At 60.2% G+C, this 25,757-nt stretch carries 22 protein-coding genes; 11 read left to right on the forward strand and 11 right to left on the reverse strand.

Going from position 1 to position 25,757, the window contains the following annotated elements:
- Positions 1 to 338 precede the first annotated feature (338 nt).
- Together AC3WP4_RS11105 and gbdR are read left to right on the forward strand one after the other, a co-directional pair.
- Entirely contained in the window at positions 339 to 1,715 is a 1,377-nt protein-coding gene (locus AC3WP4_RS11105; protein ID WP_076029478.1) for an L-serine ammonia-lyase, read from the forward strand.
- 571 nt (positions 1,716 to 2,286) lie between these two features.
- The gene (gene gbdR / locus AC3WP4_RS11110) at positions 2,287 to 3,390 is read left to right on the forward strand and encodes a choline metabolism transcriptional regulator GbdR (protein WP_074871528.1); all 1,104 of its coding nucleotides are present in this window, start codon (positions 2,287 to 2,289) and stop codon (positions 3,388 to 3,390) included.
- 129 nt (positions 3,391 to 3,519) lie between these two features.
- Here gbdR and AC3WP4_RS11115 read toward each other — a convergent pair whose 3' ends face one another.
- From AC3WP4_RS11115 to AC3WP4_RS11140, 6 genes are all read right to left on the reverse strand, one after another.
- The gene (locus tag AC3WP4_RS11115) at positions 3,520 to 3,783 is read right to left on the reverse strand and encodes a hypothetical protein (protein WP_074871527.1); all 264 of its coding nucleotides are present in this window, start codon (positions 3,781 to 3,783) and stop codon (positions 3,520 to 3,522) included.
- 372 nt (positions 3,784 to 4,155) lie between these two features.
- Positions 4,156 to 5,319 carry a gamma-butyrobetaine dioxygenase gene (locus tag AC3WP4_RS11120; protein ID WP_102614907.1) on the reverse strand — a complete coding sequence of 388 codons (1,164 nt, stop codon included), beginning with the start codon at positions 5,317 to 5,319 and terminating at the stop codon, positions 4,156 to 4,158.
- A 14-nt stretch (positions 5,320 to 5,333) separates the two neighbouring features.
- Positions 5,334 to 5,810, reverse strand: a complete 477-nt coding sequence (locus AC3WP4_RS11125) for a thioesterase family protein (RefSeq protein WP_102614906.1) — start codon at positions 5,808 to 5,810, stop codon at positions 5,334 to 5,336.
- A 144-nt stretch (positions 5,811 to 5,954) separates the two neighbouring features.
- Positions 5,955 to 6,920 carry an L-carnitine dehydrogenase gene (locus AC3WP4_RS11130; protein WP_102614905.1) on the reverse strand — a complete coding sequence of 322 codons (966 nt, stop codon included), beginning with the start codon at positions 6,918 to 6,920 and terminating at the stop codon, positions 5,955 to 5,957.
- Positions 6,921 to 7,062: 142 nt separating this feature from the next.
- Entirely contained in the window at positions 7,063 to 7,950 is an 888-nt protein-coding gene (gene cdhC / locus AC3WP4_RS11135; protein WP_008151915.1) for a 3-dehydrocarnitine:acetyl-CoA trimethylamine transferase CdhC, read from the reverse strand.
- A 74-nt stretch (positions 7,951 to 8,024) separates the two neighbouring features.
- The gene (locus AC3WP4_RS11140; protein WP_007907536.1) at positions 8,025 to 8,969 is read right to left on the reverse strand and encodes a choline ABC transporter substrate-binding protein; all 945 of its coding nucleotides are present in this window, start codon (positions 8,967 to 8,969) and stop codon (positions 8,025 to 8,027) included.
- A gap of 222 nt (positions 8,970 to 9,191) precedes the next feature.
- Between AC3WP4_RS11140 and AC3WP4_RS11145 the strand changes: the two genes are divergently transcribed.
- Positions 9,192 to 10,151, forward strand: a complete 960-nt coding sequence (locus AC3WP4_RS11145) for a GlxA family transcriptional regulator (RefSeq protein WP_074871520.1) — start codon at positions 9,192 to 9,194, stop codon at positions 10,149 to 10,151.
- Positions 10,152 to 10,292: 141 nt separating this feature from the next.
- On the opposite strand, the gene AC3WP4_RS11150 is transcribed toward AC3WP4_RS11145, so the two are convergent.
- Together AC3WP4_RS11150 and AC3WP4_RS11155 are read right to left on the reverse strand one after the other, a co-directional pair.
- Positions 10,293 to 10,709, reverse strand: a complete 417-nt coding sequence (locus AC3WP4_RS11150; protein ID WP_102614904.1) for a DUF3010 family protein — start codon at positions 10,707 to 10,709, stop codon at positions 10,293 to 10,295.
- A gap of 61 nt (positions 10,710 to 10,770) precedes the next feature.
- Positions 10,771 to 11,172: a lysozyme inhibitor LprI family protein gene (locus AC3WP4_RS11155; protein ID WP_102614903.1), complete on the reverse strand. Its 402-nt coding sequence runs from the start codon at positions 11,170 to 11,172 to the stop codon at positions 10,771 to 10,773.
- 236 nt (positions 11,173 to 11,408) lie between these two features.
- Here AC3WP4_RS11155 and AC3WP4_RS11160 point away from each other — a divergent pair, with 236 nt between their 5' ends.
- The 7 genes from AC3WP4_RS11160 (at position 11,409) to AC3WP4_RS11190 (ending at position 19,899) form a co-directional block, all read left to right on the forward strand.
- Positions 11,409 to 12,386 (forward strand): dipeptidase, encoded by a 978-nt coding sequence (locus AC3WP4_RS11160; RefSeq protein WP_007907542.1) that lies wholly within the window; start codon positions 11,409 to 11,411, stop codon positions 12,384 to 12,386.
- Positions 12,387 to 12,464: 78 nt separating this feature from the next.
- The gene (locus AC3WP4_RS11165) at positions 12,465 to 12,995 is read left to right on the forward strand and encodes a DUF5943 domain-containing protein (protein ID WP_008033249.1); all 531 of its coding nucleotides are present in this window, start codon (positions 12,465 to 12,467) and stop codon (positions 12,993 to 12,995) included.
- 15 nt (positions 12,996 to 13,010) lie between these two features.
- Complete coding sequence (gene dgcA / locus AC3WP4_RS11170; RefSeq protein WP_008008115.1) at positions 13,011 to 15,071, forward strand: dimethylglycine demethylation protein DgcA; 2,061 nt, start codon at positions 13,011 to 13,013, stop codon at positions 15,069 to 15,071.
- Positions 15,072 to 15,233: 162 nt separating this feature from the next.
- Positions 15,234 to 17,183, forward strand: coding sequence for a dimethylglycine demethylation protein DgcB (gene dgcB, locus AC3WP4_RS11175; protein ID WP_102614902.1), 1,950 nt, complete (start codon positions 15,234 to 15,236; stop codon positions 17,181 to 17,183).
- Positions 17,183 to 18,403 carry an electron transfer flavoprotein subunit alpha gene (gene etfA / locus AC3WP4_RS11180; protein WP_102614901.1) on the forward strand — a complete coding sequence of 407 codons (1,221 nt, stop codon included), beginning with the start codon at positions 17,183 to 17,185 and terminating at the stop codon, positions 18,401 to 18,403. The genes dgcB and etfA overlap by 1 nt, the downstream gene beginning before the upstream one ends.
- Positions 18,404 to 18,418: 15 nt before the next feature.
- Positions 18,419 to 19,189 (forward strand): electron transfer flavoprotein subunit beta, encoded by a 771-nt coding sequence (gene etfB, locus AC3WP4_RS11185; protein ID WP_102614900.1) that lies wholly within the window; start codon positions 18,419 to 18,421, stop codon positions 19,187 to 19,189.
- 143 nt (positions 19,190 to 19,332) lie between these two features.
- Positions 19,333 to 19,899, forward strand: a complete 567-nt coding sequence (locus tag AC3WP4_RS11190) for a GNAT family N-acetyltransferase (protein WP_074871508.1) — start codon at positions 19,333 to 19,335, stop codon at positions 19,897 to 19,899.
- 846 nt (positions 19,900 to 20,745) lie between these two features.
- Here AC3WP4_RS11190 and gbca read toward each other — a convergent pair.
- Positions 20,746 to 22,041, reverse strand: coding sequence for a glycine betaine monooxygenase oxygenase subunit (gene gbca / locus AC3WP4_RS11195; protein WP_074871505.1), 1,296 nt, complete (start codon positions 22,039 to 22,041; stop codon positions 20,746 to 20,748).
- Between the two features lie 282 nt (positions 22,042 to 22,323).
- On the opposite strand from gbca, the gene gbcB reads away from it, so the two are divergent.
- On the forward strand, positions 22,324 to 23,424 hold the full coding sequence (gene gbcB, locus AC3WP4_RS11200; RefSeq protein WP_074871501.1) for a glycine betaine monooxygenase reductase subunit: 1,101 nt from the start codon (positions 22,324 to 22,326) through the stop codon (positions 23,422 to 23,424).
- 105 nt (positions 23,425 to 23,529) lie between these two features.
- Here the strand turns inward: gbcB and AC3WP4_RS11205 are convergent, their stop codons facing one another.
- Together AC3WP4_RS11205 and AC3WP4_RS11210 are read right to left on the reverse strand one after the other, a co-directional pair.
- Positions 23,530 to 24,354 carry an SDR family oxidoreductase gene (locus tag AC3WP4_RS11205; protein WP_102614899.1) on the reverse strand — a complete coding sequence of 275 codons (825 nt, stop codon included), beginning with the start codon at positions 24,352 to 24,354 and terminating at the stop codon, positions 23,530 to 23,532.
- Between the two features lie 275 nt (positions 24,355 to 24,629).
- Positions 24,630 to 25,670 (reverse strand): threonine aldolase family protein, encoded by a 1,041-nt coding sequence (locus AC3WP4_RS11210; RefSeq protein ID WP_102614898.1) that lies wholly within the window; start codon positions 25,668 to 25,670, stop codon positions 24,630 to 24,632.
- Positions 25,671 to 25,757: the final 87 nt, after the last annotated feature.

Below are 25,757 nucleotides of genomic sequence, written 5' to 3' on the forward strand. Positions count from 1 at the left end.
CGCCTTGCAATCGAGTCGATACGATCATGTACCAGTGAAAATCTGACGCCTACAGGGTGCGTCGTAACCAGTACAGGGATGGTCGCATCCAGTGTCGGTGACGTCGTTTACAGCTTTTTTCAGCCCACTTTGCCTCTCTGATCTGCAAAAAAACGGCGAAAACGTAGCGTCCGCGCCTCGCGGCGTTTGTGGGCATGAGTGCGTCGGTGTGAGACGTCGAACGACATGACAAAAGCCTGATGATGCGGCCATCTCGGCGGATTGCAGCTTGAGCGTAGCAGCTCCGTCACTGGGCGCTTTTGGCGTCTGGAGTTGGCACATCCAGGAGTTCGGCAGTAATGGCTATCAGTGTTTTCGACCTGTTCAAAATCGGCATCGGCCCTTCCAGTTCGCACACCGTGGGGCCGATGCGGGCCGCGGCGTTGTTCGTGCAAGGTTTGCGTGAGCAGGGGCTTTTGGAACAAGTACGGCGCGTCGAGGTTCAGCTTTATGGTTCGTTGTCGGCCACCGGCATCGGCCACGGCAGCGACAACGCGGTGATCATGGGCCTGATGGGCGAATGGCCGGACGCGATCGATCCGTCGCAAATCGGCATTCGCATCGAAACCCTGCGCGAAACCCAAACGCTGTTGCTCGACAGTCGTTTGCCGGTGCCGTTCATCTGGGCCCGCGACATGCGCCTGATCGACGAGAACCTGCCGTTCCACCCTAACGCCATGACGCTGATCGTCGAAGGGGATGACGGCGAACTGCATCGCGACACCTACTATTCCATCGGCGGCGGTTTTGTCGTCGATGAGGCACAGGCTTCCAGCGGCGTGGTCGATCTGGATCGCACCGTGTTGCCGTACGACTTCTCCAGTGCCGTCGAGCTGCTCAGTCTCTGCAAGCAGCACAACCTGCGCGTTGCAGAGTTGATGCTGGCCAACGAGAAAGTCTGGCGCAGCGAGGAAGAAATTCGCGCTGGCCTGATGACACTCTGGCGCGCCATGCAAGATTGCGTCGAACAAGGCCTCAAGCACGAAGGCATCCTGCCCGGTGGCCTGAATGTGCGTCGTCGCGCGGCCAAATTGCACCGCAGCCTGCAAGAGTTGAACAAGCCCAATGTGATCGGCTCGACCTTGAGCGCCATGGAGTGGGTGAATTTGTTCGCCTTGGCCGTCAACGAGGAAAACGCTGCCGGCGGGCGCATGGTCACGGCGCCGACCAATGGCGCGGCGGGGATCATTCCGGCGGTGCTGCACTACTTTATGAAGTTCAGCGAAGTGGTGACCGAGGCCAACGTAGTCGACTATTTCCTCAGTGCGGCGGCGGTCGGGATTCTGTGCAAGAAGAACGCTTCGATTTCCGGTGCCGAAGTCGGTTGCCAGGGCGAAGTCGGTTCGGCCTGCGCCATGGCGGCAGCCGGGCTGGCGGAGATTCTGGGGGCGACACCGGAGCAGCTGTGCAACGCGGCGGAAATCGGTCTGGAACACAACCTCGGCCTGACCTGCGATCCGGTGGGCGGGCTGGTGCAAGTGCCGTGCATCGAGCGCAATGCGATTGCCGCGGTGAAAGCCATCAACGCAGCGCAGATGGCGCTGCGTGGCGACGGTCAGCACTTTATCTCGCTGGATCGGGTGATCCGCACGATGCGTGATACCGGTGCCGACATGCATGACAAATACAAAGAGACATCGCGCGGTGGGTTGGCGGTTAGCGCGGTTGAGTGCTGAGACCCTTTAACTCTCTGGTGGAATGAGTATCTGTGGCGAGGGAGCTTGCTCCCGCTGGGGCGCGAAGCGGCCCTAAAATCTTTACGACTGCTACGCAGCCGAGCGGGAGCAAGCTCCCTCGCCACAGAAAGCTAATTACCCATGAAGACCAGTCAAAACTGCGCACAAAGTGAACACCCGATTCAAAACGCGCCACGTTTTGGAGCGTCGCTTACAGATAAGCCCCTTTCCCGATCCGGGATCCAAGTTGGCCATTACCGCCTGTCACCTGTGCTTGCGGTGACACTCTTCTCCAGGTCGCTGTAGCCCTGTTCCCACAAGTGCTACCGATTTGCTCACGCCCAACGGGGCAGAGCCTCTCCCGCCGATAATGGCACTTATAACCCCTACTCGCGACGCGGCTTATATAGACGCGGTGCGACGTCGTTTTCAGGAGTTATTGAACAGCCATTCAATTTTAGGCATGGCAATTGCTCTGTCATTACAAAGCCCGTCTCCCACGCGAGAACGATGGCAATAAAAAGAGCCTCCGCCTGAGGCCATCACCCGCTTTGTGTGAGGAGATACCGCGATGACGACGTTCAACTCCGGGGCCCAACCCCAGAACCGTGCGCCTCAATCCATCGGCTTTTTGCTGCTGGACAATTTCACGCTTATTTCTCTGGCCTCCGCAGTAGAACCCCTGCGCATGGCCAACCAACTGTCCGGCCGCGAGCTGTATCGCTGGACCACACTGACCGTCGACGGTGGCCAGGTCTGGGCCAGTGACGGTCTGCAGATCACTCCCGACTGCTCCATGCACAAAGCGCCTCCGATGGACACCATCATTGTCTGTGGCGGTATCGGCATCCAGCGCACTGTCACCCGTGAACACGTGTCATGGCTGCAAAGCCAGGCGCGTCAGTCCAAGCGTCTGGGCGCAGTCTGCACCGGTAGCTGGGCCCTGGCCTGCGCCGGCTTGCTGGACGGTTTTGATTGCAGCGTGCACTGGGAATGCCTGGCCGCCATGCAGGAAGCGTTTCCGCGTGTGGCCATGAGCACCCGGTTGTTCACCCTCGACCGTAACCGTTTCACCAGCTCCGGCGGTACTGCGCCGCTGGACATGATGCTGCACCTGATCAGCCGCGATCACGGCCGTGAACTGTCCGCCGCGATTTCGGAGATGTTTGTCTACGAACGCATCCGCAACGAGCAGGATCACCAGCGTGTGCCGCTCAAGCACATGCTCGGCACCAACCAGCCGAAGTTGCAGGAAATCGTCGCGCTGATGGAGGCCAACCTCGAAGAGCCGATCGACCTCGACGAACTGGCGGTGTATGTCGCCGTGTCGCGTCGTCAGCTGGAGCGGCTGTTCCAGAAATACCTGCACTGCTCGCCGTCGCGTTACTACCTCAAGCTGCGCTTGATCCGCGCACGGCAGTTGCTCAAGCAAACGCCGATGTCGATCATCGAAGTGGCGTCGGTGTGTGGCTTCGTGTCCACGCCGCACTTCTCCAAGTGCTACCGCGAATACTTCGGCATTCCGCCACGTGACGAGCGCGTGGGTTCCAACACCACGCAACAAGTGGCGATGATGCCGCTGCCGCAAGCACTGGTGCTGTCGCCGTTGTCCGGGCCGTTGTCGGCGCTGAGCCAGGCGCGTAACGAGTCGACGTTCGCCAGCGTAAGGCTTTGATGCTCTGATCGTTCCCACGCTCTGCGTGGGAATGCCTCAATGGACGCTCTGCGTCCGCTTCGGCAGGGACGCGGAGCGTCCCGGGCTGCATTCCCACGCAGAGCGTGGGAACGATCACTACCCTGGAAATCAGGCGCTACGGCTTTGCTGATACTCCGCCAACGCCGGCAGCAGTTGTTTGTCGATGGCCTGTCGCACGGCCGGCAGGATGGTCGCGCTGCTGGTGTACATCTGCTTGACCATGGTCCGCAGCGTCATCGCCCGTTCATCGTTCAAGCCTCGCACTGCGCATTCACAAGCTTGCGCAGCTGTAGAGCCACTCGGTACTTGAAAACCCAACGATTTCAGCTGGCCCAACAGGTCTTCCTGGTCAATCAAATCGGCGTGCATCATGACGCAATCCTTCTTCAGGGAACGGTGTCGTGGTTCGATTCTCATAGGGGTACGGAGTGGCGGCAAGGACGATTTGTCGCAATGGCCGCAATACCTATGAACAGGTCGTTTTCGGCTAACTTGCTATGGCTGGGAGTGGGCACACTGGGATCAGCTGGCTTCACGAAGGTTTGGTCACCCTCGCGCAAACGGCTCCTCAACAGTACCCACCTCTGCCCCGATCCTGTCACGGCTTGATCGGGGTTTTTTTTGCCTGTGAATCAGGAAGGGATGGGGTGTCTGGGCTGATGCCATCGCGAGCAGGCTCACTCCCACAGGAATTGCGAACAACCTGTGGGAGCGTGGCTTGCCCGCGATGAACGATAACGCGGTCTACCGTTGCAGCACCAAAATCCGCGACAACAACTCATCCCGATCCACATAACAACCCTGAAAATGCCGGGCGCCAGTAGCAGGGTCGAAGGCGTTGCGGGCATGGAGGGTGCGGCGGTTGTCGAAACACCACATTTCGCCTGGGTTTAACCGCGTCATCACGCGGAATCGCGCCTCGCGGGTCATCGCAATAAAGCGGCGGTAGGCGTGATAGAGCGCGGGCATCTGCTCGACCGACGCATCGAACGGACCGCGCAGAAAGTTCGCCATGCGAATTTCCGAAACCTGCCCAAAGGCATCCAGCGCGATGATCGGCGCGAGACAGCGGTAGTCGCTGTGACGGTCTTTGTTGCGAAACTCCACCGGGATTTCGCAAAGGCTTTTGAACGCCTCGGGATCTTCATCGCGCAAGGCTTCGGCAATGGCAAAACCGTCGACGAAAATACTCTCGCCCCCTTCGGCGTCATTCACCAGGCAATGCAGAAATTGCAGCCCCGGTTGCAACTCCCGGGTCGGCAGGTCGCTGTGCAGCGGCAGGTTGAAAGCGGTGTAGGCATTGCTGTCGGCATCGGCCCTGGATTGCACGTTGAACAGCACGCCAAAATTGCTCTCGCGAATGAAGGAAATCCGCTGGGCAATCAACTTCAACGAGCCCGGCTCGGTGGGCACGCCGCGGACCTGAGTCAGGCCGGTATCGCGCACCGCCAGCAGCCATTGCAGCAAGGCGTCGTTGTCGTTCATCAACGCCGGGTAGTCGAACACTGGCAGCGTCAGGTTGCTGTGCCAGAGCTGGCTTTTGGGCTTCGCGGCCCGGCGCTCGGCACGGGACTCGTCGTCGTAGGCGTGGGCTCGTAGCCAGCCTGGATCGAAGCGGCTGAGATGGCCGTCCTGCCAATCGACACGCAGGCAGCCTTCGGCATCAACGCTGACGTTCGAGGGCTTCAGGTTTTCGGCGACGTCGACGATTTCCAGCACTTGCTCGCGGGTTACGGTGTAGACGCACCGCGGGCACGGGCAGTTGTCCCGCAGCCACTGATGATGAAACGGGCTGACACGGTCATCGGCCCACTTCACTTGAATTCGGTCTGCCAGGGTGTGAACGGCGGTCAACGCGCTGATCAACGGGTAGGTGCGGAAGTCGGCAAAAGCGGCGGCGGTGTTCAATGGCGATCTCCTTGTTATTTTTTAGGGGGTAACGCGATCACTCGGCCAATGTAGTCGGGGGCGGGAAGTTCGGTTTGCTCGGCGACGATGGCTTGCAGCTTGCTCAAGGTGTCTTCGCTGAACGGTGCGGAGCGCGGCCCGGCAAGATCGACGTGCAGCAGCATTTGTTCGTTGCCCGCCAGTTCCTTGTCGTCGCCCACCCGATGCAGGCTGTGATAGAGGTGCAGGCGTTTGCTGTCGTGGCCGATGATTTGGGTGTGCACTTCGACGTCGGCGTCGAGCTTCACTTCGTGCAGGTAATTGAGGTGCAGTTCGAGGGTGAACAGCGAGTTGCCGCTGGCTTCGCGGTTGGTGCTGTCCATGCCCAGACGATCCATCAGCGCATCGGTGGCATAGCTGAAAATCAGCAGGTAGAAAGCGTCGCGCAAGTGGCCGTTGTAGTCGACCCAGTCGGGGATGATTTTGGTTTGGTAGGTGGTGAGGGTGGGCATGATTCTCTCCAGGCATGATCGGGGTTGATCGTTCCCACGCTCCGCGTGGGAATGCCTCAATGGACGCTCTGCGTCCGCTTTTGGGACGCGGAGCGTCCCGGGCTGCATTCCCACGCAGAGCGTGGGAACGATCAGTGGGGAGGGTTACTCACTGAACGCCATCCCATGCTTCTCTTTGGTGGTCTTCACCGCTTCCAGCACCGCCAGCAAGCAATCATCACGATAGCGCTCCAGCGCGGAAATGCTGTGCGTGCCCAACTGATCGCTGGTGCCATCCACCACATCATCAATCAATTTGTCCGTCAGCTCCGGCGCCGGCAGATACGTCCACGGCAATTGCAACGCCGGCCCGAATTGCGCCATGAAATGCCGCATGCCCGCATCGCCACCCGCCAGGGTGTACGTCAAAAACGTGCCCATGAACGACCAGCGCAACCCCGCGCCAAAGCGAATCGCATCATCGATTTCGCCGGTGGTCGCCACACCGTCGTTAACCAGGTGCAGCGCCTCACGCCAGAGCGCTTCGAGCAAACGGTCGGCGATAAAACCGGGTACTTCCTTGCGCACGTGCAGCGGACGCATGCCCAAGGATTCATAGACTTTCATGGCCGCTTGAACCGCTTCCGGGGCGGTGTTTTTGCCGCCCACCACTTCCACCAGCGGCAGCAAGTAAACCGGGTTGAACGGGTGGCCGACGACGCAGCGTTCCGGGTGCGTCGAGCTCTCGTAGAACTCGCTCGGCAACAGGCCGGAAGTACTGGAACCGATCAAGGCATTGGGCTTGGCCGCCGCGCTGATTTTGGCGTGCAGTTCCAGTTTCAGGTCCAGACGCTCGGGGGCGCTTTCCTGAATAAAATCCGCATCGCGAACGCATTCTTCGATAGTGGCGACAAAGCGCAACCGATCCTGCGATGCGCCTGGCGCAAGGCCCTGTTTCTCCAACGCGCCCCAGGCATTGGCGACGCGTTTGCGCAGCGCGGCTTCAGCGCCGGGCGCCGGGTCCCAGGCCACCACGTCGAGGCCGTGGGCGAGGGCGCGGGATACCCAACCGCTGCCGATGACACCGCTGCCCAGGGCGGCGAAGGTTTTGATTTCAGTGATAAAGCTCATGGTCACTTCCTGAATTTGGCTCGGAAAAAACTGTGGGAGCGAGCCTGCTCGCGATGGCGTCGGTACATCCGATGCATCAATTGAGGCAGGTAAACCGCTATCGCGAGCAGGCTCACTCCCACAGGGGGAAAGTGTGTAAGGGTCAACCGCGCTTGGTCAGGCCCATTTTTGCCCGGCCTTCCGCCGGGGTCAGGACACGGGCGCCGAGGCGGCTGAGGATTTCCGAGGCGCGTTCGACCAGTTGGCCGTTGGTCGCCAGGACGCCCTTGTCCAGCCAGATGTTGTCTTCCAGGCCGACCCGCACGTTGCCGCCGAGTAGCACCGCTTGGGCCGCCATCGGCATCTGCATGCGACCGATGCCGAAGCCGGCCCAGACCGCATTGGCGGGCAGGTTGTCGACCATGGCTTTCATGGTGGTGGTATCAGCCGGCGCACCCCACGGAATGCCCAGGCAGAGTTGGAACAGCGGGTCGTCGAGCAGGCCTTCTTTAATCAACTGTTTGGCGAACCACAGGTGACCGGTATCGAAAATTTCCAGCTCGGCCTTTACTCCCAGCTCTTGAATGCGTTTGGCGCCAGCGCGTAGCTGGGCCGGGGTGGACACGTAAATGGTGTCGCCGTCGCCGAAGTTCAGGGTGCCGCAATCGAGGGTGCAGATTTCCGGCAGCAGTGCTTCAACGTGGGCCAGACGGGTCAGCGGGCCGACCAGGTCGGTGTTCGGGCCGAACTCCATCGGGTTCTCGCCCGCACCGATTTCCAGGTCGCCGCCCATGCCGGCGGTGAGGTTGACGATGATGTCCACGTCCGCCTCGCGGATGCGCTCCATCACTTCGCGATACAGCGCGACATCACGGCTGAATTTTCCGGTTTCGGGGTTACGAACGTGGCAGTGAACGACCGTGGCGCCAGCCTTGGCGGCTTCCACGGCGGCTGCGGCGATTTGTTTCGGGGTGACCGGCACGTGTGGGCTCTTGCTGGTCGTGTCGCCAGCACCGGTGAGTGCGCAGGTGATGATGACGTCGTGGTTCATGAGGCGGGTTCCTTGCAGGCGTGATGATTCCGTTCGCAGCCCGGTCGGGCTGCGAGTCGGTGGTTCAATCGGGTTTATTTACTGGTCAGTTTCAGGTTTTCAGCGGCGGGTTTGCCATCGAAGGTGGTTACGCCTTCGAGCCAGCGTTGCTTGTCTTGCGGGTGATCCTTGAGCCATTGCTTGGCCGACTCGAAAGCGTCCTTGTGATCCAGCAATGGCTGCATCATCCGGCTCTCGTCTTCGGCGGTGTAGGTCAGGTTGCTCAGCAAACGACCGATGTTCGGGCATTGTTCGGCGTATTTCGGCGCGGTGACGGTCCAGACCGTGGCCATGCCTTCGTTCGGGCCGAGGGCGTCTTCGCTGCCAGTGAGGTAAGTCATTTGCACGTTGACGTTCATCGGGTGCGGCGCCCAGCCGAAGAACACCACGGCCTCCTTGCGTCGCACGGCGCGATCCACCGCCGCGAGCATGCCGGCCTCACTGGACTCGACCAACTGGAACTTGCCAAGGCCAAACTGGTTCTTGGCGATCATTGCCTTGATCTGGGTATTGGCGCCCGAGCCAGGCTCGATGCCGTAGATTTTGCCGCCCAGTTCCTTTTCAAACTTGGCGATGTCGGCAAAGGTTTTCAGGCCTTTGTCGGCGAGGTAAGTCGGCACGGCGAGGGTGGCGCGAGCATCCTTGAGGCTCGGTGCTTCCAGCACTTCGACTTGCTTGGCATCGACGAACGGGGTGATGGTCTGGGTCATTAGCGGGTTCCAGTAACCGAGGAACAAGTCCAGGCGCTGGTCGCGGATCCCGGCGAAGATGATTTGCTGGGATGCGCTGGTTTGTTTGGTGTTGTAGCCGAGGCCATCGAGCAGGACTTGGGTCATGGCACTGGTGGCGATCACGTCGGTCCAGTTCACCACGCCCATGCGCACGTTCTGGCATGAAGCAGGTTCGGCCGCCATGACGCTGGCGCTCAGGAAAGCGGTACCGCTGAGTGCAAGAACACAGCTGCTGATCAGTCGTTTCATGTCGGGTTCCTCGGCAGACGTTATTGTGGGTTCCGGCATCTTTGTGTGCCGGTGATGCCAAGTTACGCAGCTAAGGCCCTGTGAAAACGCACTGCGGCGACCAGCTCTTGCACTGCGGCGACCTGCGCTCTTGAATGCCGCGTGCAAGTGGCGTATCAACGTCCACACGGTACCCGCCTCTCGTTACCTGGCCTCTTTTTACCTGCTAAGCGAGTGCGCTCCATGTCCCAGGATTTCTACTTCTTGTTGATGCCGGGTTTCTCGGCGATTGGATTTATCTCGGCCATCGAGCCGCTGCGGGTCGCCAATCGCTTTCGTGGCGAGCTCTACCGCTGGCACGTGCTGAGTGCCGACGGCGGGGCGGTATTGGCCAGCAACGGCATGTCGGTCAACGCCGATGCGGCGCTGGAACCGCTAAAGAAAGGCGCAACCTTGCTGGTAATCGCCGGATTCGAACCGCTGAAGTTCACCACCCCGGCCCTGGAGCACTGGTTACGCCGCCTGGATAACGAAGGCGTGACCCTCGGCGCCATCGACACCGGCAGTTTCATCCTCGCCGAAGCCGGCCTGCTCGACGGCCATCGCCTGACCCTGCACTGGGAAGCCATCGACGCCTTCAAGGAGTCTTATCCACAGCTGAGCGTCACCCAGGAGTTGTTCGAGATCGACCGCCGACGCATCACCTCTGCCGGCGGCACCGCGTCCATCGACCTGATGCTCGACCTTATCGCCCAGGCCCACGGACCGGAACTGGCGATTCAGGTCAGCGAACAATTCGTACTCGGCCGTATCCGCCCGCGCAAAGACCACCAGCGCATGGAAGTCGCCACGCGTTATGGCATCAGCAACAAGAAACTTGTTCACGTGATTGGGGAGATGGAACAGCACAGCGAGCCGCCGCTCAGTACGCTGGAGCTGGCGGAATCGATCAAGGTCACCCGACGGCAACTGGAGCGATTGTTTCGCCTGCACCTGAACGACACACCGAGCAATTTCTACCTGCGCTTGCGGCTGGAGAAGGCCCGGCAGCTGTTGCGCCAGACCGATATGAGCGTGCTGGAAGTAAGTATCGCCTGCGGGTTTGAATCGCCGTCGTATTTCACCCGCAGCTATCGGGCGCGGTTTGAGCGGTGTCCGCGCGAAGACCGCCGGCGGCTCGGGGATGGGCGGGAGCTGGTCTGAATTCAAGTTTTGACAACACCAGAGAAGAACCCTGTGGGAGCGAGCCTGCTCGCGATGGCGGTCTGTCATTCAAGTTGATGTCGACTGATCCACCGCTATCGCGAGCAAGCCCGCTCCCACAGTTTTGATCTGCTGTGAACGTTACTTCTTCATCAGCGCCGAACAGGCCGCTTTAAACGCTTCATGCTGATACTTGTTCAGCGTAGCCGGCAGTTCAAAGTCGAATTTCTTGTTCTGCGCATTGATCGTCTGTGGCGACAGCAGCGTAACCTCGCAATTTTCCAGCAACTGGAAAACACCCTCGATCTTGAACGTGGTCGGCCCACCGGCAAACTCGCCTTTCTTGCTGCGCTTCTTGATCGCGATCCGATCAATGGAGTTCTCGCGTACAAACGACGCCACTTGAGCGGCAAAGACTTTGACGTTCGCGGCTTCATCGTCATCGTCGAGGGCGATTTTCTTGGTGGTCAGGGCGACATGGCTCAAGACCTGATCGTCGAGGGAGGCCACGGCGATGATGGCTTCGCTGCCTTTGATTTCGATGCCGCAGATTTTCATTTGAATCCCTTTACTGGCTGAAGATGTTCAGCTTACAGGTCTGGTTGGCAGGGGTTTGTACTTACTCCTGCCCAATCGACTCCAAAAACTCCGACCGCTCGTCACTCATCCGCGCCACACAGTCATTCTGCGCAATGGTGAACGCCTTGCTACCGCTCGTCGCCGGAAACGCTTCGACTGCGCAATCCGCATCCCGGGTCTTCAGCCACTGCTGTTGAGCCGCCTTGAGCTTGGCGGTGATGTCGGTGAGTTGCGCCGGGTTCTTTTCGTAGAGCATTTGCATGCGATCGGCCAGGCTTTTGTAGTTTTCGCTCAGCAGGTCTTCGGCGGCGGTTCTGCTGTAGACCGAGCATTCCAGGGTCTGGACCTCGTTTTCGACTTTGTCGCAGGGGTTGTCGTCGGCTTCTTCAGCCGCGTGTACGCCGGTCGCTATCAGTGCCAAAGCCAGGAAGATCGATTTCATTGCGCCGCCGCCCCTTTTTCCAGTGAAGCATCCAGTAATGGCGCGAATTCTGGCTCATGCGCAGGCCCTTGAACAGGTGGCCCATGTCGTCTGTCGACGACCCTTTGTCGCGGATTGACGCTTTCGGCAAACCCCCTGTCGTTTTTGCACCCGGCTGCCCCCTCCCTCAGGCATATGCTGGCCCCAAAGCGCCGGCACACGATTCGGCGCATGAATCGCTAATAGGGGACAGCCTGATGAGCCCAGCCGAATTGCACGCCGACAGCATCGTTATCGACGGTCTGATTATTGCCAAGTGGAACCGTGAGCTGTTCGAAGACATGCGCAAGGGCGGTCTGACCGCGGCCAACTGCACCGTGTCGGTGTGGGAGGGCTTCCAGGCCACCGTCAACAATATCGCCGCCAGCCAGAAGCTGATCCGCGAAAACAGCGACCTGGTGATTCCAGTGCGCACCACCGCCGATATCCGCAAGGCTAAAGAGCAGGGCAAGACCGGCATCCTGTTCGGCTTCCAGAATGCTCACGCCTTTGAAGACCAGATCGGCTATGTCGAGGTGTTCAAGCAGCTGGGCGTCGGTATCGTGCAGATGTGCTACAACACCCAGAACCTGGTTGGCACCGGTTGCTACGAGCGTGATGGCGGGCTGTCGGGTTTCGGTCGTGAAATCGTCGCCGAGATGAACCGCGTCGGCGTCATGTGCGACCTGTCCCACGTCGGCTCGAAGACCTCCGAAGAAGTCATCCTCGAATCGAAGAAGCCGGTCTGCTACTCCCATTGCCTGCCGTCGGGCCTGAAAGTCCACCCGCGCAACAAGTCCGATGAAGAACTGAAGTTCATCGCCGATCACGGCGGTTTCGTCGGCGTGACCATGTTCGCGCCGTTCCTGGCCAAGGGCATCGATTCGACCATCGACGACTACGCCGAAGCCATCGAATACACCATGAACATCGTCGGCGAAGACGCCATCGGCATCGGCACCGACTTCACCCAGGGCCATGGCCAGGACTTCTTCGAATACCTGACCCATGACAAGGGCTACGCCCGCCGCCTGACCAGCTTCGGCAAGATCATCAACCCGCTGGGCATCCGCACCGTCGGCGAGTTCCCGAACCTGACCGAAACCCTGCTCAAGCGCGGCCATTCAGAGCGCGTGGTGCGCAAGATCATGGGCGAGAACTGGGTCAACGTCTTGAAGGACGTCTGGGGCGAGTAAGCCACAGCACCTCTGAATCCTTTCCCCCGGCCGTCCGAGCCGGGGGCAACACCAAAATTTTTCTGGAGTTAAGTTTCCATGGCCAAGATCGCCCCGCAATTGCCAATCGAAGTCGACAGCGAAACCGGTGTCTGGACCTCCGACGCCCTGCCAATGCTGTACGTACCGCGTCACTTCTTCGTTAACAACCACATGGGCATCGAGGAAGTGCTGGGCGCCGACGCCTACGCCGAAATCCTCTACAAGGCCGGCTACAAGTCCGCCTGGCACTGGTGTGAAAAAGAAGCTGAATGCCACGGCCTGGAAGGCGTTGCGGTATTCGAGCATTACATGAAGCGTCTGTCGCAGCGCGGCTGGGGCCTGTTCAAGATCCAGGACATCGACCTCGACAAAGGCACCGCCAGCGTCAAGCTCGAACACTCTGCATTTGTCTATGTGTACGGCAAGGTCGGGCGCAAGGTCGACTACATGTTCACCGGTTGGTTTGCCGGTGCCATGGACCAGATCCTGCAAGCCCGCGGCAGCAAAATCCGCACCGTTGCCGAACAGGTTTACGGTGGCTCCGAAGAAGGCCACGACGACGGCCTGTTCACCGTCAAGCCGTTGTAAGTCGAGGAACCCGCCATGGCTTTCGAAGCAATGTTCCAGCCGATCCAGATCGGTAAACTGACCATCCGTAACCGCGTGCTCAGCACCGCGCACGCCGAGGTTTATGCCACCGACGGCGGCATGACCACCGACCGGTACGTCAAGTATTACGAAGAGAAAGCCAAGGGCGGGATCGGCCTGGCGATTTGCGGCGGTTCCTCCAGTGTGGCCATCGACAGCCCGCAAGGCTGGTGGAAGTCGGTCAACCTGGCCGACGACCGGATCATTCCGCACTTCCAGAACCTGGCCGATGCCATGCACAAGCATGGCGCCAAGATCATGATCCAGATTACCCACATGGGCCGTCGCTCGCGTTGGGACGGTGAGCATTGGCCAACCCTGCTGTCGCCGTCGGGCATCCGTGAGCCGGTACACCGTGCGACCTGCAAAACCATCGAGCCGGAAGAAATCTGGCGGGTGATCGGCAACTACGCCAGCGCCGCGGCGCGGGCCAAGGCCGGTGGCCTGGATGGCGTCGAGCTGTCCGCCGTGCACCAGCACATGATCGACCAGTTCTGGAGCCCGCGAGTCAACAAGCGTACCGACGAATGGGGCGGCAGCTTCGAGAACCGTATGCGTTTCGGCCTGGAAGTGATCAAGGCTGTGCGCAAGGAAGTCGGTCCGGATTTCTGCGTCGGCATTCGTCTGTGCGGTGATGAATTCCACCCGGACGGCTTGTCCCACGAAGACATGAAGCAGATCGCCAAGTACTACGACGACACCGGCATGATCGACTTCATCGGCGTGGTGGGTTCGGGTTGCGACACCCACAACACCCTGGCCAACGTTATTCCGAACATGAGTTATCCACCGGAGCCCTTCCTGCATTTGGCCGCCGGTATCAAGGAAGTGGTGAAGGCCCCGGTGCTGCACGCGCAGAACATCAAGGACCCGAACCAGGCGACCCGGATTCTGGAAGGCGGCTACGTCGACATGGTCGGCATGACCCGCGCCCACATCGCTGACCCGCACCTGATCGCCAAGATCAAAATGGGCCAGGTCGACCAGATCAAACAATGCGTCGGCGCCAACTACTGCATCGACCGTCAGTACCAGGGCCTGGACGTCTTGTGCATCCAGAACGCCGCGACCTCCCGTGAATACATGGGCGTGCCACACATCATCGAGAAGTCGACCGGTGTGAAGCGCAAAGTCGTGGTGGTTGGTGCCGGCCCTGCCGGGATGGAAGCGGCTCGCGTGTCGGCCGAACGTGGCCACGACGTGACCCTGTTCGAAAAGAAAGAATTCATCGGCGGGCAAATCACTACCGCGTCGAAAGCTCCACAACGGGACCAGATCGCCGGTATCACTCGTTGGTTCCAGCTGGAACTGGCGCGTTTGAAAGTCGACCTGCGCCTGGGCGTGGCGGCCGATGCGGCAACCATTCTCGACCTGCGGCCGGACGTGGTGGTGCTCGCCGTCGGCGGTCATCCATTCCTGGAGCAGAACGAGCACTGGGGCGCGGCTGAAGGCCTGGTGGTCAGCAGCTGGGACATCCTCGACGGCAAGGTTGCGCCGGGCAAGAACGTGCTGGTCTACGACACCATCTGCGAGTTCACCGGGATGTCGACGGCTGACTTCCTCGCCGACAAGGGCAGCCAGGTCGAGATCGTCACCGACGACATCAAACCGGGCGTGGCCATCGGCGGTACGTCGTTCCCGACGTACTACCGCAGCATGTACCCGAAAGAAGTGATCATGACCGGCGACATGATGCTGGAGAAGGTCTACCGCGAAGGTGACAAGCTGGTGGCGGTGCTGGAAAACGAATACACCGGCGCCAAAGAGGAGCGGGTGGTGGACCAGGTCGTCGTCGAAAACGGTGTGCGTCCAGACGAAGAAATCTACTACGCGCTGAAGGAAGGCTCGCGCAACAAAGGCCAGATGGACATCGAAGCTTTGTTCGCGATCAAGCCGCAACCTTCGTTGAGCCAGGCGGGCGACGGCTACTTGCTGTTCCGCATCGGCGACTGCGTGGCCCAGCGCAACACCCACGCGGCGATCTATGACGCGTTGCGGTTGTGCAAAGACTTCTAACGGCTTGCACATGACCTTGTGGGAGCGGGCTTGCCCGCGATAGCGGTGGGTCAGTCAATGCAGATGTGACTGACAAAATGCAATCGCGGGCAAGCCCGCTCCCACAGGAACCGAGTCAGGCATCTCGACCTGCAAGACCCTGCGGTCTTTGGGAGCTCCACCATGTTGAACACCCTTCTTCCAATCCTGTTGTTCGCCGCCCTGGGCCTTGCCGTCCTCGGCGCGTTGCGGCGGGTGGCTATGTGGCGCCGAGGCCGGGCTTCGAAAGTCGACCTGATCGGCGGCCTGTTCGCCATGCCCAAGCGCTATATGGTCGATTTGCACCATGTCGTCGCGCGGGACAAATACATCGCCAACACTCACGTCGCCACGGCTGGTGGTGCGGTGGCGTCCATTGTGCTGGCGATCCTGGTTCATGGTTTCGGCCTGCATAACCGCATCCTCGGTTATGCACTGCTGCTGATGTCGGCGGTGATGTTTGTCGGCGCGATCTTTATGTTCCTGCGCCGTCGCAATCCTCCAGCCCGCTTGTCCAAAGGCCCATGGATGCGCCTGCCGAAAAGCCTGATGGCGTTCTCGGCGTCGTTCTTCCTGTTGACCCTGCCGGTCGCTGGCATCCTCCCGGAAAACTTCGGTGGCTGGGTCGTGGCTGCGATCCTTGGCGTCGGTGTGCTGTGGGGCGTTAGCGAACTGTTCTTCGGCATGACTTGGGGCGGGCCGATGAAGCACGCCTTCGCCGGTGCCTTGCACCTGGCCTGGCACCGTCGCGCCGAGCGTTTTGGCGGCGGTCGTTCCACCGGTTTGAAACCGCTGGACCTGAACGACCCAACCGCGCCACTGGGCGTGGAAAAACCCAAGGATTTCACTTGGAACCAACTGCTCGGCTTTGACGCCTGCGTGCAGTGCGGTAAGTGCGAAGCCGCATGCCCGGCGTTCGCTGCCGGCCAGCCGCTGAACCCGAAAAAGCTGATTCAGGACATGGTCGTTGGCCTGGCCGGTGGCACCGACGCCAAATTCGCTGGCAGCCCTTATCCGGGCAAGGCCATCGGCGAACACGCCGGCAACCCGCATCAACCGATCGTCAACGGTCTGGTGGACGCCGAAACCTTGTGGTCCTGCACCACTTGCCGCGCCTGCGTCGAGGAGTGCCCGATGATGATCGAGCACGTTGACGCCATCGTCGACATGCGCCGCCATCTGACCCTGGAAAAAGGCGCGACCCCGAACAAGGGCGCCGAAGTCCTGGAAAACCTGATCGCCACCGACAACCCTGGCGGTTTCGCCCCGGGTGGGCGGATGAACTGGGCAGCGGATTTGAACCTCAATCTGTTGAGCGAGAAGAAGTCGGTCGACGTGCTGTTCTGGGTCGGCGACGGTGCCTTCGACATGCGCAACCAGCGCACCCTGCGCGCCTTCGTCAAAGTGCTGAAAGCGGCCAAGGTCGACTTCGCGGTACTGGGCCTCGAAGAGCGCGACAGCGGTGACGTAGCCCGACGTCTGGGCGACGAAGCGACCTTCCAGCTGTTGGCCAAACGCAACATCCAGACCCTGGCCAAGTACAATTTCAACCGCATCGTCACCTGCGACCCCCACAGCTTCCACGTGCTGAAAAACGAGTACGGCGCCTTCGACGGCAACTACCTCGTGCAGCACCACAGCACCTACATGGCGGAAATCATCGGCGCTGGCGCCCTGAACCTCGGCCAGCACAAAGGCAGCAGCGTGACTTATCACGACCCTTGCTACCTGGGCCGCTACAACGGCGAATACGAGGCGCCGCGTGAAGTGCTGCGCGCCCTGGGGATCGAGATCAAGGAAATGCAACGCTCCGGTTTCCGCTCACGCTGCTGCGGCGGCGGTGGCGGTGCGCCGATCACCGACATCCCGGGCAAGCAACGGATCCCCGACATGCGCATGGAAGACATCCGCGAAACTGGCGCCGAACTGGTGGCCGTGGGTTGTCCACAGTGCACCGCGATGCTCGAAGGCGTGGTCGAACCTCGGCCGCTGATCAAGGACATCGCCGAACTGGTGGCGGACGCGTTGCTCGAAGACGCGGCCCCGAGCAAGCCGACCAAACCGGCCCAACGTGAACCTGCGGAGGCCCACTGATGAGCGACATTATCCGCCGCGATCCACGCGCCGAATGGATCGCCCGTAACCGTCTGCACCCGCTGCACGCGGCCATGCAACCGGCGCAACACAGCTGGATGGGGCCTAACGGCGTCATCCGCAAGAATCCCCATGGCATCGGTTTTATCGGTCCCAACGGGATCAAGCGGATCGACCGCAGCGGCGCACAACAAGGCGGGGCGACTAAACGCTCGGCCGCGGTTGAAGTGCAATTGCCGCTGCATCAAGTGCCACAACCGGCGTTCTACATCAGCGTGGTGCCGGATATGGTTGGCGGCCGCTTGAGCAGCCACGACCGCGACTTGCTCGGCCTGGCTCATCAGTTGGCCGGTAACGACGGCGCGGTACTGGCCGTGGTCTTCGGCGAGCACAAGGAAAATGCCTTCGCCACCGCTGGCGTTGATCGCTTGCTGGTGCTCGATGGCGAAGAATTTAGCGGTTATGCACCGGAACAACGGGTCCAGGGCCTGCGGGCTGTGGATAACCAGTTCAGCCCGCGTCACTGGCTGCTACCGGACAGCCGCAGTGGCGGTGGTGAATTGGGTCGACGCTTTGCCGCCGCGCTGGGCGAACGCCCGGCCACGCGGGTCTGGCAGGTCAAGGATCAGGAATGCATCGGCCGCGCCGGTGCCGGTTTGCAAGACCTTGCGCGCCCGGTGGCACGCTTGATTCTGGCCGCTGTCGAGTGCGCAGAACCGGTCAGCGAAACCCGTCACGAAGCCTTGCCGGTGGAGTTATCCACAGCCGTGGCGCGCAGCTTGTCGCGCATCGAGGATTTGGGCGCGGTGGCGGTGGACCCGGCAGCGATTCCGATGGCCGAAGCCGAGTTCATCTTCTCCGGCGGCAATGGGGTCAAGGACTGGGGACTTTTCCACAGGACCGCCGAAGCGTTGGGTGCTACCGAAGGCGCGTCCCGCGTGGCGGTGGACGATGGCTTCATGGCGCGCGACCGTCAGGTCGGTGCGTCCGGCACCTGGGTCACCGCTCGGGTTTACGTGGCCGTGGGGATTTCCGGGGCGATCCAGCACCTGCAAGGCATCGGTGCCTGCGACAAGGTGGTGGCGATCAACCTCGATCCTGGTTGCGACATGATCAAACGGGCCGACTTGTCGGTGATCGGCGAGAGTGCCGAGATTCTTCAAGCCTTGATCGATGCGGTAGCGGCTTACCGCAACGAAGCCAAGCGCGATGCGGCTTAAGGAAAGGAAAGGGTTATGAGCACGAAAATCATCAGCCTGGTGTCCATCGGCGCCCACCCGACTTCCGGCCGGCCACGTCGCGCGGAGCAAGATGCGCGGGCGGTGGAGCTGGGCTTGCAACTGGCTGGGGATAACCTGCACGTGCTGCATGCCGGCGACGTTGCCGAACCTGCATTGCGCGCCTATTTGGGTATGGGCCTGGAACAGCTGCACGTGCTGGAGCAGCCGGAAGGCGCCGATGCGCTGCCGGCATTGACTGCGTATTTGCGTGATGCCGGGGCGCAGGTCGTGCTGACCGGCAGCCAGGCGGAAACCGGTGAAGGCTCGGGCATGTTGCCGTTTTTGCTGGCCGAAAGCCTGGGCTGGCCGCTGGTGGTGGGGTTGGCGCAAGTCGAATCGATCGACGGTGGTTCGGCGCTCGTACTGCAGGCCTTGCCTCGCGGTCAGCGCCGTCGGTTGAAAGTGCGCCTGCCGTTTCTCGCCACTGTGGATAACGCGGCACCGAAGCCTCGGCAGAGCGCCTACGGCCCGGCCCGACGCGGGGTGTTGCAGGCGGATGAAGTCGAAGTCATCGACGATGAACTGCTGGCGGTCGCCACCCTGCAACCCGCCAAGCCCCGGCCTAAACGGTTGAAGGTGATCAAGGCCAAGAGCGGCGCGGACCGGATGAAAGCCGCAACGGCCAAGGCCAGCGGTGGCGGCGGGCAGGTGCTCAAAGGCGTGACGGCGCAAGCCGGTGCCGAAGCGATCCTCAAGTTGCTGATCGAAGAAGGCGTGGTCCGCTAACAGCTATCAACACCCATCTAATGTGGGAGCGAGCCTGCTCGCGAAAGGGGCGCAGTCAACATCTCCGGCGACTGATCCACCGCATTTCGCGAGCAGGCTCGCTCCCACAGGGTGCTCGTGTCACCGACATTTATGGGGAAATAATGACCGTTGAATTTCGTTCGGCCCTGCGCGCGGATGCGCGGGAGATTGCTCGCTTGTTCCAGATTTCGTCGGAAGGTGCTGCGGATTACATCTGGAGCCAACTGGCGCAACCCGGTCAGGATCTACTGGACGTGGGCGCCAGTCGTTACGCCCGTGACGACGTCGATTTTTCTTATCAGAACTGCCTCATCGCCGAGGCGGATGGGGCTGTCATCGGCATGATGCACAGCTACGTGATGCGTCACGACCCGCTGGCGCCTCCAGTGACCGATCCAGTCCTGGCGCCGTACGCCAAGCTGGAAATCCCCGACACCCTCTATATTTCCAGCCTGGCGCTGCATGAAGGCTGGCGAAACCAGGGCCTGGGCAAGCAGTTCCTCGACTATGCCTACGACCGTGCCAATCAGCTGGGGCTCAATGGCTTGAGCCTGATCGACTACGCCATGAACACCGGCGCCTGTCGGTTTTACGAGCGACATGGCTTTCGTATTGTCGATACCTGCCAGATCACGCCGCATCCGATGATTCGGGTCACGGGCGAGGCCTATCTGATGTATCGGCCCTGATGAGAGCTACATGTTTCTGTGAGCTGGCTTCTGGAAATCGACTCGGGATGGTCGTGTTTCAACACGGCCTGATCGTGGTTACCCACAATCCCTGTTAGCGCTTCTGTGGATAACGTGTTCGCCCATCGCTACAACCCATACAAATCAGGCCCTGCAAGCCTTCGTACAAAAAACAACCAACCTAACTTGCGGTTTTTTCAGGCTTTTTCCAGAGGATAAGTTTGTACGCAAGCCAATACTTGCCCCCAATCTCTGTTAGCGCATCTGTGGATAAGATGTTCGCTGTCCTCTACAGGCCATATAGACCGGGCCTTTCAGGCGACTGATTAAAAAACGATCAAATTATCGTTTTTAGTCGGTGAAACTCGCACAAACCCCGATTTGTCGCGGCTTTCAACGGTTTTCCACAAATCCGCCGAAGTTGCCCCCAAAGTCTGTTGGCGCTTCTGTGGATAAGGTGTTCGCCATCCTCTGTAAGCCACGTATAACGTGACCTTCAAGCTTCTGATTAAAAAACAACCAATCGCTGTTCAAAACCCTGCTTCTGGATAAGTCACGGATTTTCTTCAGTTTCTGTGGAGAAAGTTTCCACGAAATCCACACTTGTCCCCAATAGCTGTGGGTGGAGGTGTGGATAACTTGTTTGCGGAAGGCTGGAAGGTGCGTGCGGCATAGCGCTGAACGGAATAGGTCATATTTCGTACAGTTCTAGATTGAGGGATGTATCAGTGAAAGGTATGTAGTTGAGGAGGGCGCCATCGCAAGCAGGCTCACTCCCACATTGGATCTGTGTCGTTCACAAATCCCCTGTAGGAGTGAGCCTGCTCACGATGCTTTTGATCTCGATTAGCCGCTAACAGGAACGCCTTTGAGGTAAGGCGCAGGCTCCGCGCCCAGGTTGTTCAGCAAACGCTCGCTGTACCAATCCACAAAGTTCACCACGCCAAACTCATAGGTCTTGGAGTAAGGGCCTGGCTGGTAAGCCGTGGAGTTGATTCCGCGCTGGTTCTCTTCGGCCAGGCGACGGTCCTGGTCGTTGGTCGCATCCCAGACCTGGCGCATGCGCTCCACGTCGTAGTCCACGCCTTCGACCGCGTCCTTGTGGACGATCCACTTGGTGGTGACCATGGTTTCCTGCGCGCTGATCGGCCACACGGTGAACACGATGATGTGGTCGCCCATGCAGTGGTTCCAGGAGTGCGGCAGGTGCAGGATGCGCATCGAGCCCAGGTCCGGGTTTTTGATCCGGCCCATGAGTTTGGCGCAGCCTTGTTTGCCGTCCAGGGTCATCGACACGGTGCCTTTGAGCAGCGGCATGCGCACGATGCGGTTACGCAGGCCGAAACTGGCGTGGGCGTAAGGAATCTTCTCGGCTTCCCAGGCGGCGGCAGAGGCCGCGACGTGGTCCTTGAAGGCCTGGTCGGCACGCGGGTCGGTGACGTCGTCCCATTCCAGCAGGGTTTTCAGCAATTCCGGGTGCGACGCGTTGCAGTGGTAGCACTCGCGGTTGTTTTCCAGCACCAGTTTCCAGTTGGCTTTTTCCATCAAGGTGGTGGTAATCGCCACCTTGGTGTTCTCCATGTCGTACGGTTCCATGTAATGGTTCAGCGTCGACAGGAAGTCATCAATGGCCGGCGGGTTTTCCGACAGGCTGATGAAGATGTAGCCGCCTGCGGTCTTCACGTTCACTGGTTTGAGGCCGTACTGCTTCATGTCGAAGTCGGCGCCCATTTCGGTGCCGGCGAACAGCAGGCGACCGTCCAGCTCGTAGGTCCACTGGTGGTAGTGGCAGACCAGTTTGGCGACCTTGCCTTTTTCACTGGTGCACAGACGCGAACCACGGTGACGGCAGACGTTGTGGAATGCATGGACCACACCGTCGGCACCGCGAATCACGATGATCGGGTTCTTGCCGACTTGCAGGGTCAGGTAGTTGCCCTTGGTCGGGATTTCGCAGGTCATGCCGGCGATCAACCACTCTTTCTGAAAGATTTCCTGCATGTCGATATCAAACAGCCGCTCGTCAGAGTAAAACGGCTGCGGCAGCGAAAACGTGCGCTCGCGCTCTTGCAACATCTGCGCGGTGGCCTTGCGTGCGGGTTCCAGTGGATCGCCCAGGCTCAGGGTAGTGGTGACGTCCATCGTGTGTTTCCTCAAGGCCATCTGCGTGGCCGCGAAAGTGGCTGATCAGGTTTGCTACGCAAGGTGTAAAGGTTGTGTCTTGGTATGGGGCGAGTGTGGGGCCGGCGCTCGCCAGAACCTTATCCATGGGCGACATGGCCAAATCTGTTCCCGACGCGCAACCCCCGGTAATTGGGGGCTGGTCGCGATAAGTATGTGAATGTCGCAGATAGGTAAATGGAGGAGCTGCGCTATACGCAGAATCGCCAACATAAAGGCCGGTAGTCGGCCGTGGAGAACAGCATGTCCAACAGCTTCCTGAATCCGGTAACCACCCAGACCTGGGCCAATGGTCGACACATCGTCCGTTGCGTCAAAGTCATCCAGGAAACCTGGGATGTGCGCACCTTCTGCTTTATGGCGGACCAGCCAATCCTGTTCTTCTTCAAGCCGGGGCAGTTTGTCACCCTGGAGCTGGAAATCGACGGCGTGCCGATCATGCGCTCCTACACCATTTCCAGCTCGCCATCGGTGCCGTACAGCTTTTCGGTGACCATCAAGCGTGTGCCGGGCGGCAAAGTGTCGAACTGGCTGCACGACACCCTGCACGAAGGCCAGGAGCTGGCGGTGCACGGGCCGGTCGGGCTGTTCAACGCCATGGATTTCACTGCGCCGAAGGTGCTGTACCTCAGCGGTGGCGTCGGTATCACGCCAGTCATGTCGATGGCGCGCTGGTTCTACGACACCAACGGCAACGTCGACATGGTCTTCGTCCATAGCGCCCGCTCGCCCAAAGACATCATTTACCACCGCGAGCTGGAACACATGGCGTCGCGGATCGATAACTTCAGCCTGCACCTGATCTGCGAGAAGCATGGTCTGGGCGAACCGTGGGCCGGTTATCGCGGTTACCTGAACCACAAGATGCTTGAGCTGATGGCGCCGGACTTCCTTGAGCGGGAAGTTTTCTGCTGCGGCCCGACGCCGTATATGAATGCGGTCAAGCGCATGCTCGAGTCAGTCGGCTTCGACATGTCGCGTTACCACGAGGAGTCGTTTGGCGCTACGCCACCGGAAGCCCGTGCCGATGCGGTGGAGCAAGCCGAAATCGCCGCAGACGCACCGGACATCGACGTGGCGGACCTGCACCAGGTGGAATTCACCGCGTCCGGGAAAAGCATTCGTGTGGCGCCGGGTGAAACCGTGCATGCCGCCGCTGCCAAATTGGGGCTGTTGATTCCGAAGGCTTGCGGGATGGGGATCTGCGGGACGTGCAAGGTGATGAAGCTGGGCGGTGAGGTCGAAATGGACCACAACGGCGGGATCACCGAGGAAGATGAAGCGGAAGGGTTCATTCTTTCGTGCTGCAGCGTGCCGAAGGGCGACGTGCGCATCGAGTTCTGAGCCTGTGGGCGCGAGCTTGCTCGCAATGGCGGTGGATCAATCAATATCAATGTTGAATGTTCCGGCCTCATCGCGAGCAGGCTCGCTCCCACAGTGGTTGGTGTTTCAGTCGATAAACAGATCCGGCATCAGCTTGTCGTTCGTGCCGGGCTCAAAGCGGTAATGATCGAATTCGGTCACCCCGTGCTCCCGCAAAATCTCCTCATCAATCAGCAAGCGTCCCGTCATACTGCGACCGCTGCTGCTCAGAATCACATGGGCGGCATCGGCGATGATTGCGGGCGTACGCGCATGTTTGAACGACTCGCGTGAGCCGAGCTGAAACTCGATGGCGGCGGTGGCGATCATCGTTTGCGGCCACAGGGAATTGACGCTGATGCCGTAGTTCTTGAATTCCTCGCTCATGCCCAATGTCAGCATGCTCATGCCGTATTTGGTCACCGTGTAGGGGCTGTACTGGGCGAACCATTTGCTTGCCAGATTCAGTGGCGGGGAAAGATTAAGGATGTGTCCGCTGCTTTTCTTCAGATAGGGCAGGGCGGCCTGGCTGCACAGCAGCACGGCGCGGGTGTTGATCTGGTGCATCAGGTCGAAGCGCTTGAGCTCGATGTGTTGAACCCCGGTCAACTTGATCGCCCCGGCATTGTTGATCAGCGCATCAATACCGCCGAAATGCTCGTCAGCCTTGGCCAGCGCCTCACGCACCGCAACTTCATCGCGCACATCCACCTGCAAGGCCAGCGCCTTGCCGCCCGCGGCTTCGACTTCCGCAGCCACGCTGAAAATGGTGCCGGGCAGTTTGGGGTGAGGGGTGGCGCTTTTGGCGGCAATCACAATGTTGGCCCCATCCCGCGCAGCCCGCAGCGCGATCTCACGACCAATCCCGCGGCTCGCGCCGGTGATGAACAGGGTTTTGCCTTTCAATGACATGCGTGCGCTCCTGATTATTGTTGTCTGAGCGAGTGGAACAGCTCGTCAATCAATGTAGACCAGGACCGCGGAGAGGAACGACTTGCGAGGGCTTTTGTGGCGAGGGGCTTGTCGGCACGCCGCATCGCCCCGTTCGGCTGCGCAGCAGTCGTAAACCCGGTCAGTGCGGTGTCCCTGACAGACCGCATGCTCAGGCTTTGGGGCTGCTTCGCAACCGAACGGGGCGATGCGGCGTGCCGACAAGCCCCCTCACCACAGGGGATCGGGGGTGCTGTTTAGCGGGACATGACTTCGCGAATATCCGCCGCCAGTTCGCGTACGCGTTCTTCTTCGGTGTCCCACGAGCACATGAAGCGTGCGCCGCCGTTGCCGATGAAGGTGTAGAAGCGCCAGCCCTTGGCGGTCAGTGCGGCAATCGCTGGTTCCGAGAGTTGCAGGAACACGCCGTTGGCCTGTACCGGGAACATCAGTTCCACGCCGGGAATATCGCTGGCCAGTTCAGCCAGCAGCTGCGCGCAGTGGTTGGCGTGTTTGGCGTATTTGAGCCAGGCATCGTTTTCCAGAATCCCGACCCATGGCGCCGACAGGAAGCGCATCTTCGAGGCCAGTTGCCCGGCTTGTTTGCAGCGGTAGTCGAAGTCTTCAGCCAGCTTGTGGTTGAAGAACAGAATCGCTTCCCCCACCGCCATGCCGTTTTTCGTGCCGCCGAAGCACAACACGTCGACGCCGGCCTTCCAGGTCAGGTCGGCTGGCGAGCAGCCGAGAAAGGCGCACGCATTGGAGAAGCGCGCGCCGTCCATGTGCAGGTTCAGGCCCAGCTCCTTGCACGTGGCGCTGATGGCGCGGATTTCTTCCGGGGTGTAGACGCTGCCCACTTCGGTCGCCTGGGTCAGAGTCACGACGCGTGGTTTCGGGTAGTGGATGTCCTGGCGCTTGAGCGCGATTTCGCGGATCGATTCCGGGGTCAGCTTGCCGTTTTCAGTGCGGGCGATGAGCAGTTTGGAACCGTTGGAAAAGAATTCCGGGGCGCCGCATTCGTCGGTTTCGACGTGGGCGGTTTCCGAGCAGATCACGCTGTGGTAACTCTGGCACAGCGACGACAGGGCCAGGGAGTTGGCCGCGGTGCCGTTGAAGGCGAAGAACACTTCGCAGTCGGTTTCGAACAGTTTGCGAAAATCGTCGGACGCGCGTGCGGTCCATTCGTCGTCGCCATAGGCGCGTTGGTGGCCGTGGTTGGCCTGTTCCATGGCAGCCCAGGCTTCAGGGCAGATACCGGAATAGTTGTCACTGGCGAATTGTTGGCTCTTATCGGTCATGGCCGGCTTCCGTGGTCGAAGCTCTTATGGTGAAGAGCTTCGTGGTCAATGATGATGCGCACTTTACCCAAGATCGTCAGGAGAGCA

The sequence above is a fragment of the Pseudomonas sp. FW305-20 genome (assembly GCF_058788075.1).

Excerpts from the sequence above, each read along its gene's own strand:
- AC3WP4_RS11105 (WP_076029478.1), top strand. The coding sequence starts at position 339 with ATGGCTATCAGTGTTTTCGACCTGTTCAAAATCGGCATCGGCCCTTCC.
- gbdR (WP_074871528.1), top strand. The coding sequence starts at position 2,287 with ATGACGACGTTCAACTCCGGGGCCCAACCCCAGAACCGTGCGCCTCAA.
- AC3WP4_RS11115 (WP_074871527.1), bottom strand. The coding sequence starts at position 3,783 with ATGATGCACGCCGATTTGATTGACCAGGAAGACCTGTTGGGCCAGCTG.
- AC3WP4_RS11125 (WP_102614906.1), bottom strand. The coding sequence starts at position 5,810 with ATGCCCACCCTCACCACCTACCAAACCAAAATCATCCCCGACTGGGTC.
- AC3WP4_RS11130 (WP_102614905.1), bottom strand. The coding sequence starts at position 6,920 with ATGAGCTTTATCACTGAAATCAAAACCTTCGCCGCCCTGGGCAGCGGT.
- cdhC (WP_008151915.1), bottom strand. The coding sequence starts at position 7,950 with ATGAACCACGACGTCATCATCACCTGCGCACTCACCGGTGCTGGCGAC.
- AC3WP4_RS11140 (WP_007907536.1), bottom strand. The coding sequence starts at position 8,969 with ATGAAACGACTGATCAGCAGCTGTGTTCTTGCACTCAGCGGTACCGCT.
- AC3WP4_RS11145 (WP_074871520.1), top strand. The coding sequence starts at position 9,192 with ATGTCCCAGGATTTCTACTTCTTGTTGATGCCGGGTTTCTCGGCGATT.
- AC3WP4_RS11150 (WP_102614904.1), bottom strand. The coding sequence starts at position 10,709 with ATGAAAATCTGCGGCATCGAAATCAAAGGCAGCGAAGCCATCATCGCC.
- AC3WP4_RS11155 (WP_102614903.1), bottom strand. The coding sequence starts at position 11,172 with ATGAAATCGATCTTCCTGGCTTTGGCACTGATAGCGACCGGCGTACAC.
- AC3WP4_RS11160 (WP_007907542.1), top strand. The coding sequence starts at position 11,409 with ATGAGCCCAGCCGAATTGCACGCCGACAGCATCGTTATCGACGGTCTG.
- AC3WP4_RS11165 (WP_008033249.1), top strand. The coding sequence starts at position 12,465 with ATGGCCAAGATCGCCCCGCAATTGCCAATCGAAGTCGACAGCGAAACC.
- dgcA (WP_008008115.1), top strand. The coding sequence starts at position 13,011 with ATGGCTTTCGAAGCAATGTTCCAGCCGATCCAGATCGGTAAACTGACC.
- dgcB (WP_102614902.1), top strand. The coding sequence starts at position 15,234 with ATGTTGAACACCCTTCTTCCAATCCTGTTGTTCGCCGCCCTGGGCCTT.
- etfA (WP_102614901.1), top strand. The coding sequence starts at position 17,183 with ATGAGCGACATTATCCGCCGCGATCCACGCGCCGAATGGATCGCCCGT.
- etfB (WP_102614900.1), top strand. The coding sequence starts at position 18,419 with ATGAGCACGAAAATCATCAGCCTGGTGTCCATCGGCGCCCACCCGACT.
- AC3WP4_RS11190 (WP_074871508.1), top strand. The coding sequence starts at position 19,333 with ATGACCGTTGAATTTCGTTCGGCCCTGCGCGCGGATGCGCGGGAGATT.
- gbca (WP_074871505.1), bottom strand. The coding sequence starts at position 22,041 with ATGGACGTCACCACTACCCTGAGCCTGGGCGATCCACTGGAACCCGCA.
- gbcB (WP_074871501.1), top strand. The coding sequence starts at position 22,324 with ATGTCCAACAGCTTCCTGAATCCGGTAACCACCCAGACCTGGGCCAAT.
- AC3WP4_RS11205 (WP_102614899.1), bottom strand. The coding sequence starts at position 24,354 with ATGTCATTGAAAGGCAAAACCCTGTTCATCACCGGCGCGAGCCGCGGG.
- AC3WP4_RS11210 (WP_102614898.1), bottom strand. The coding sequence starts at position 25,670 with ATGACCGATAAGAGCCAACAATTCGCCAGTGACAACTATTCCGGTATC.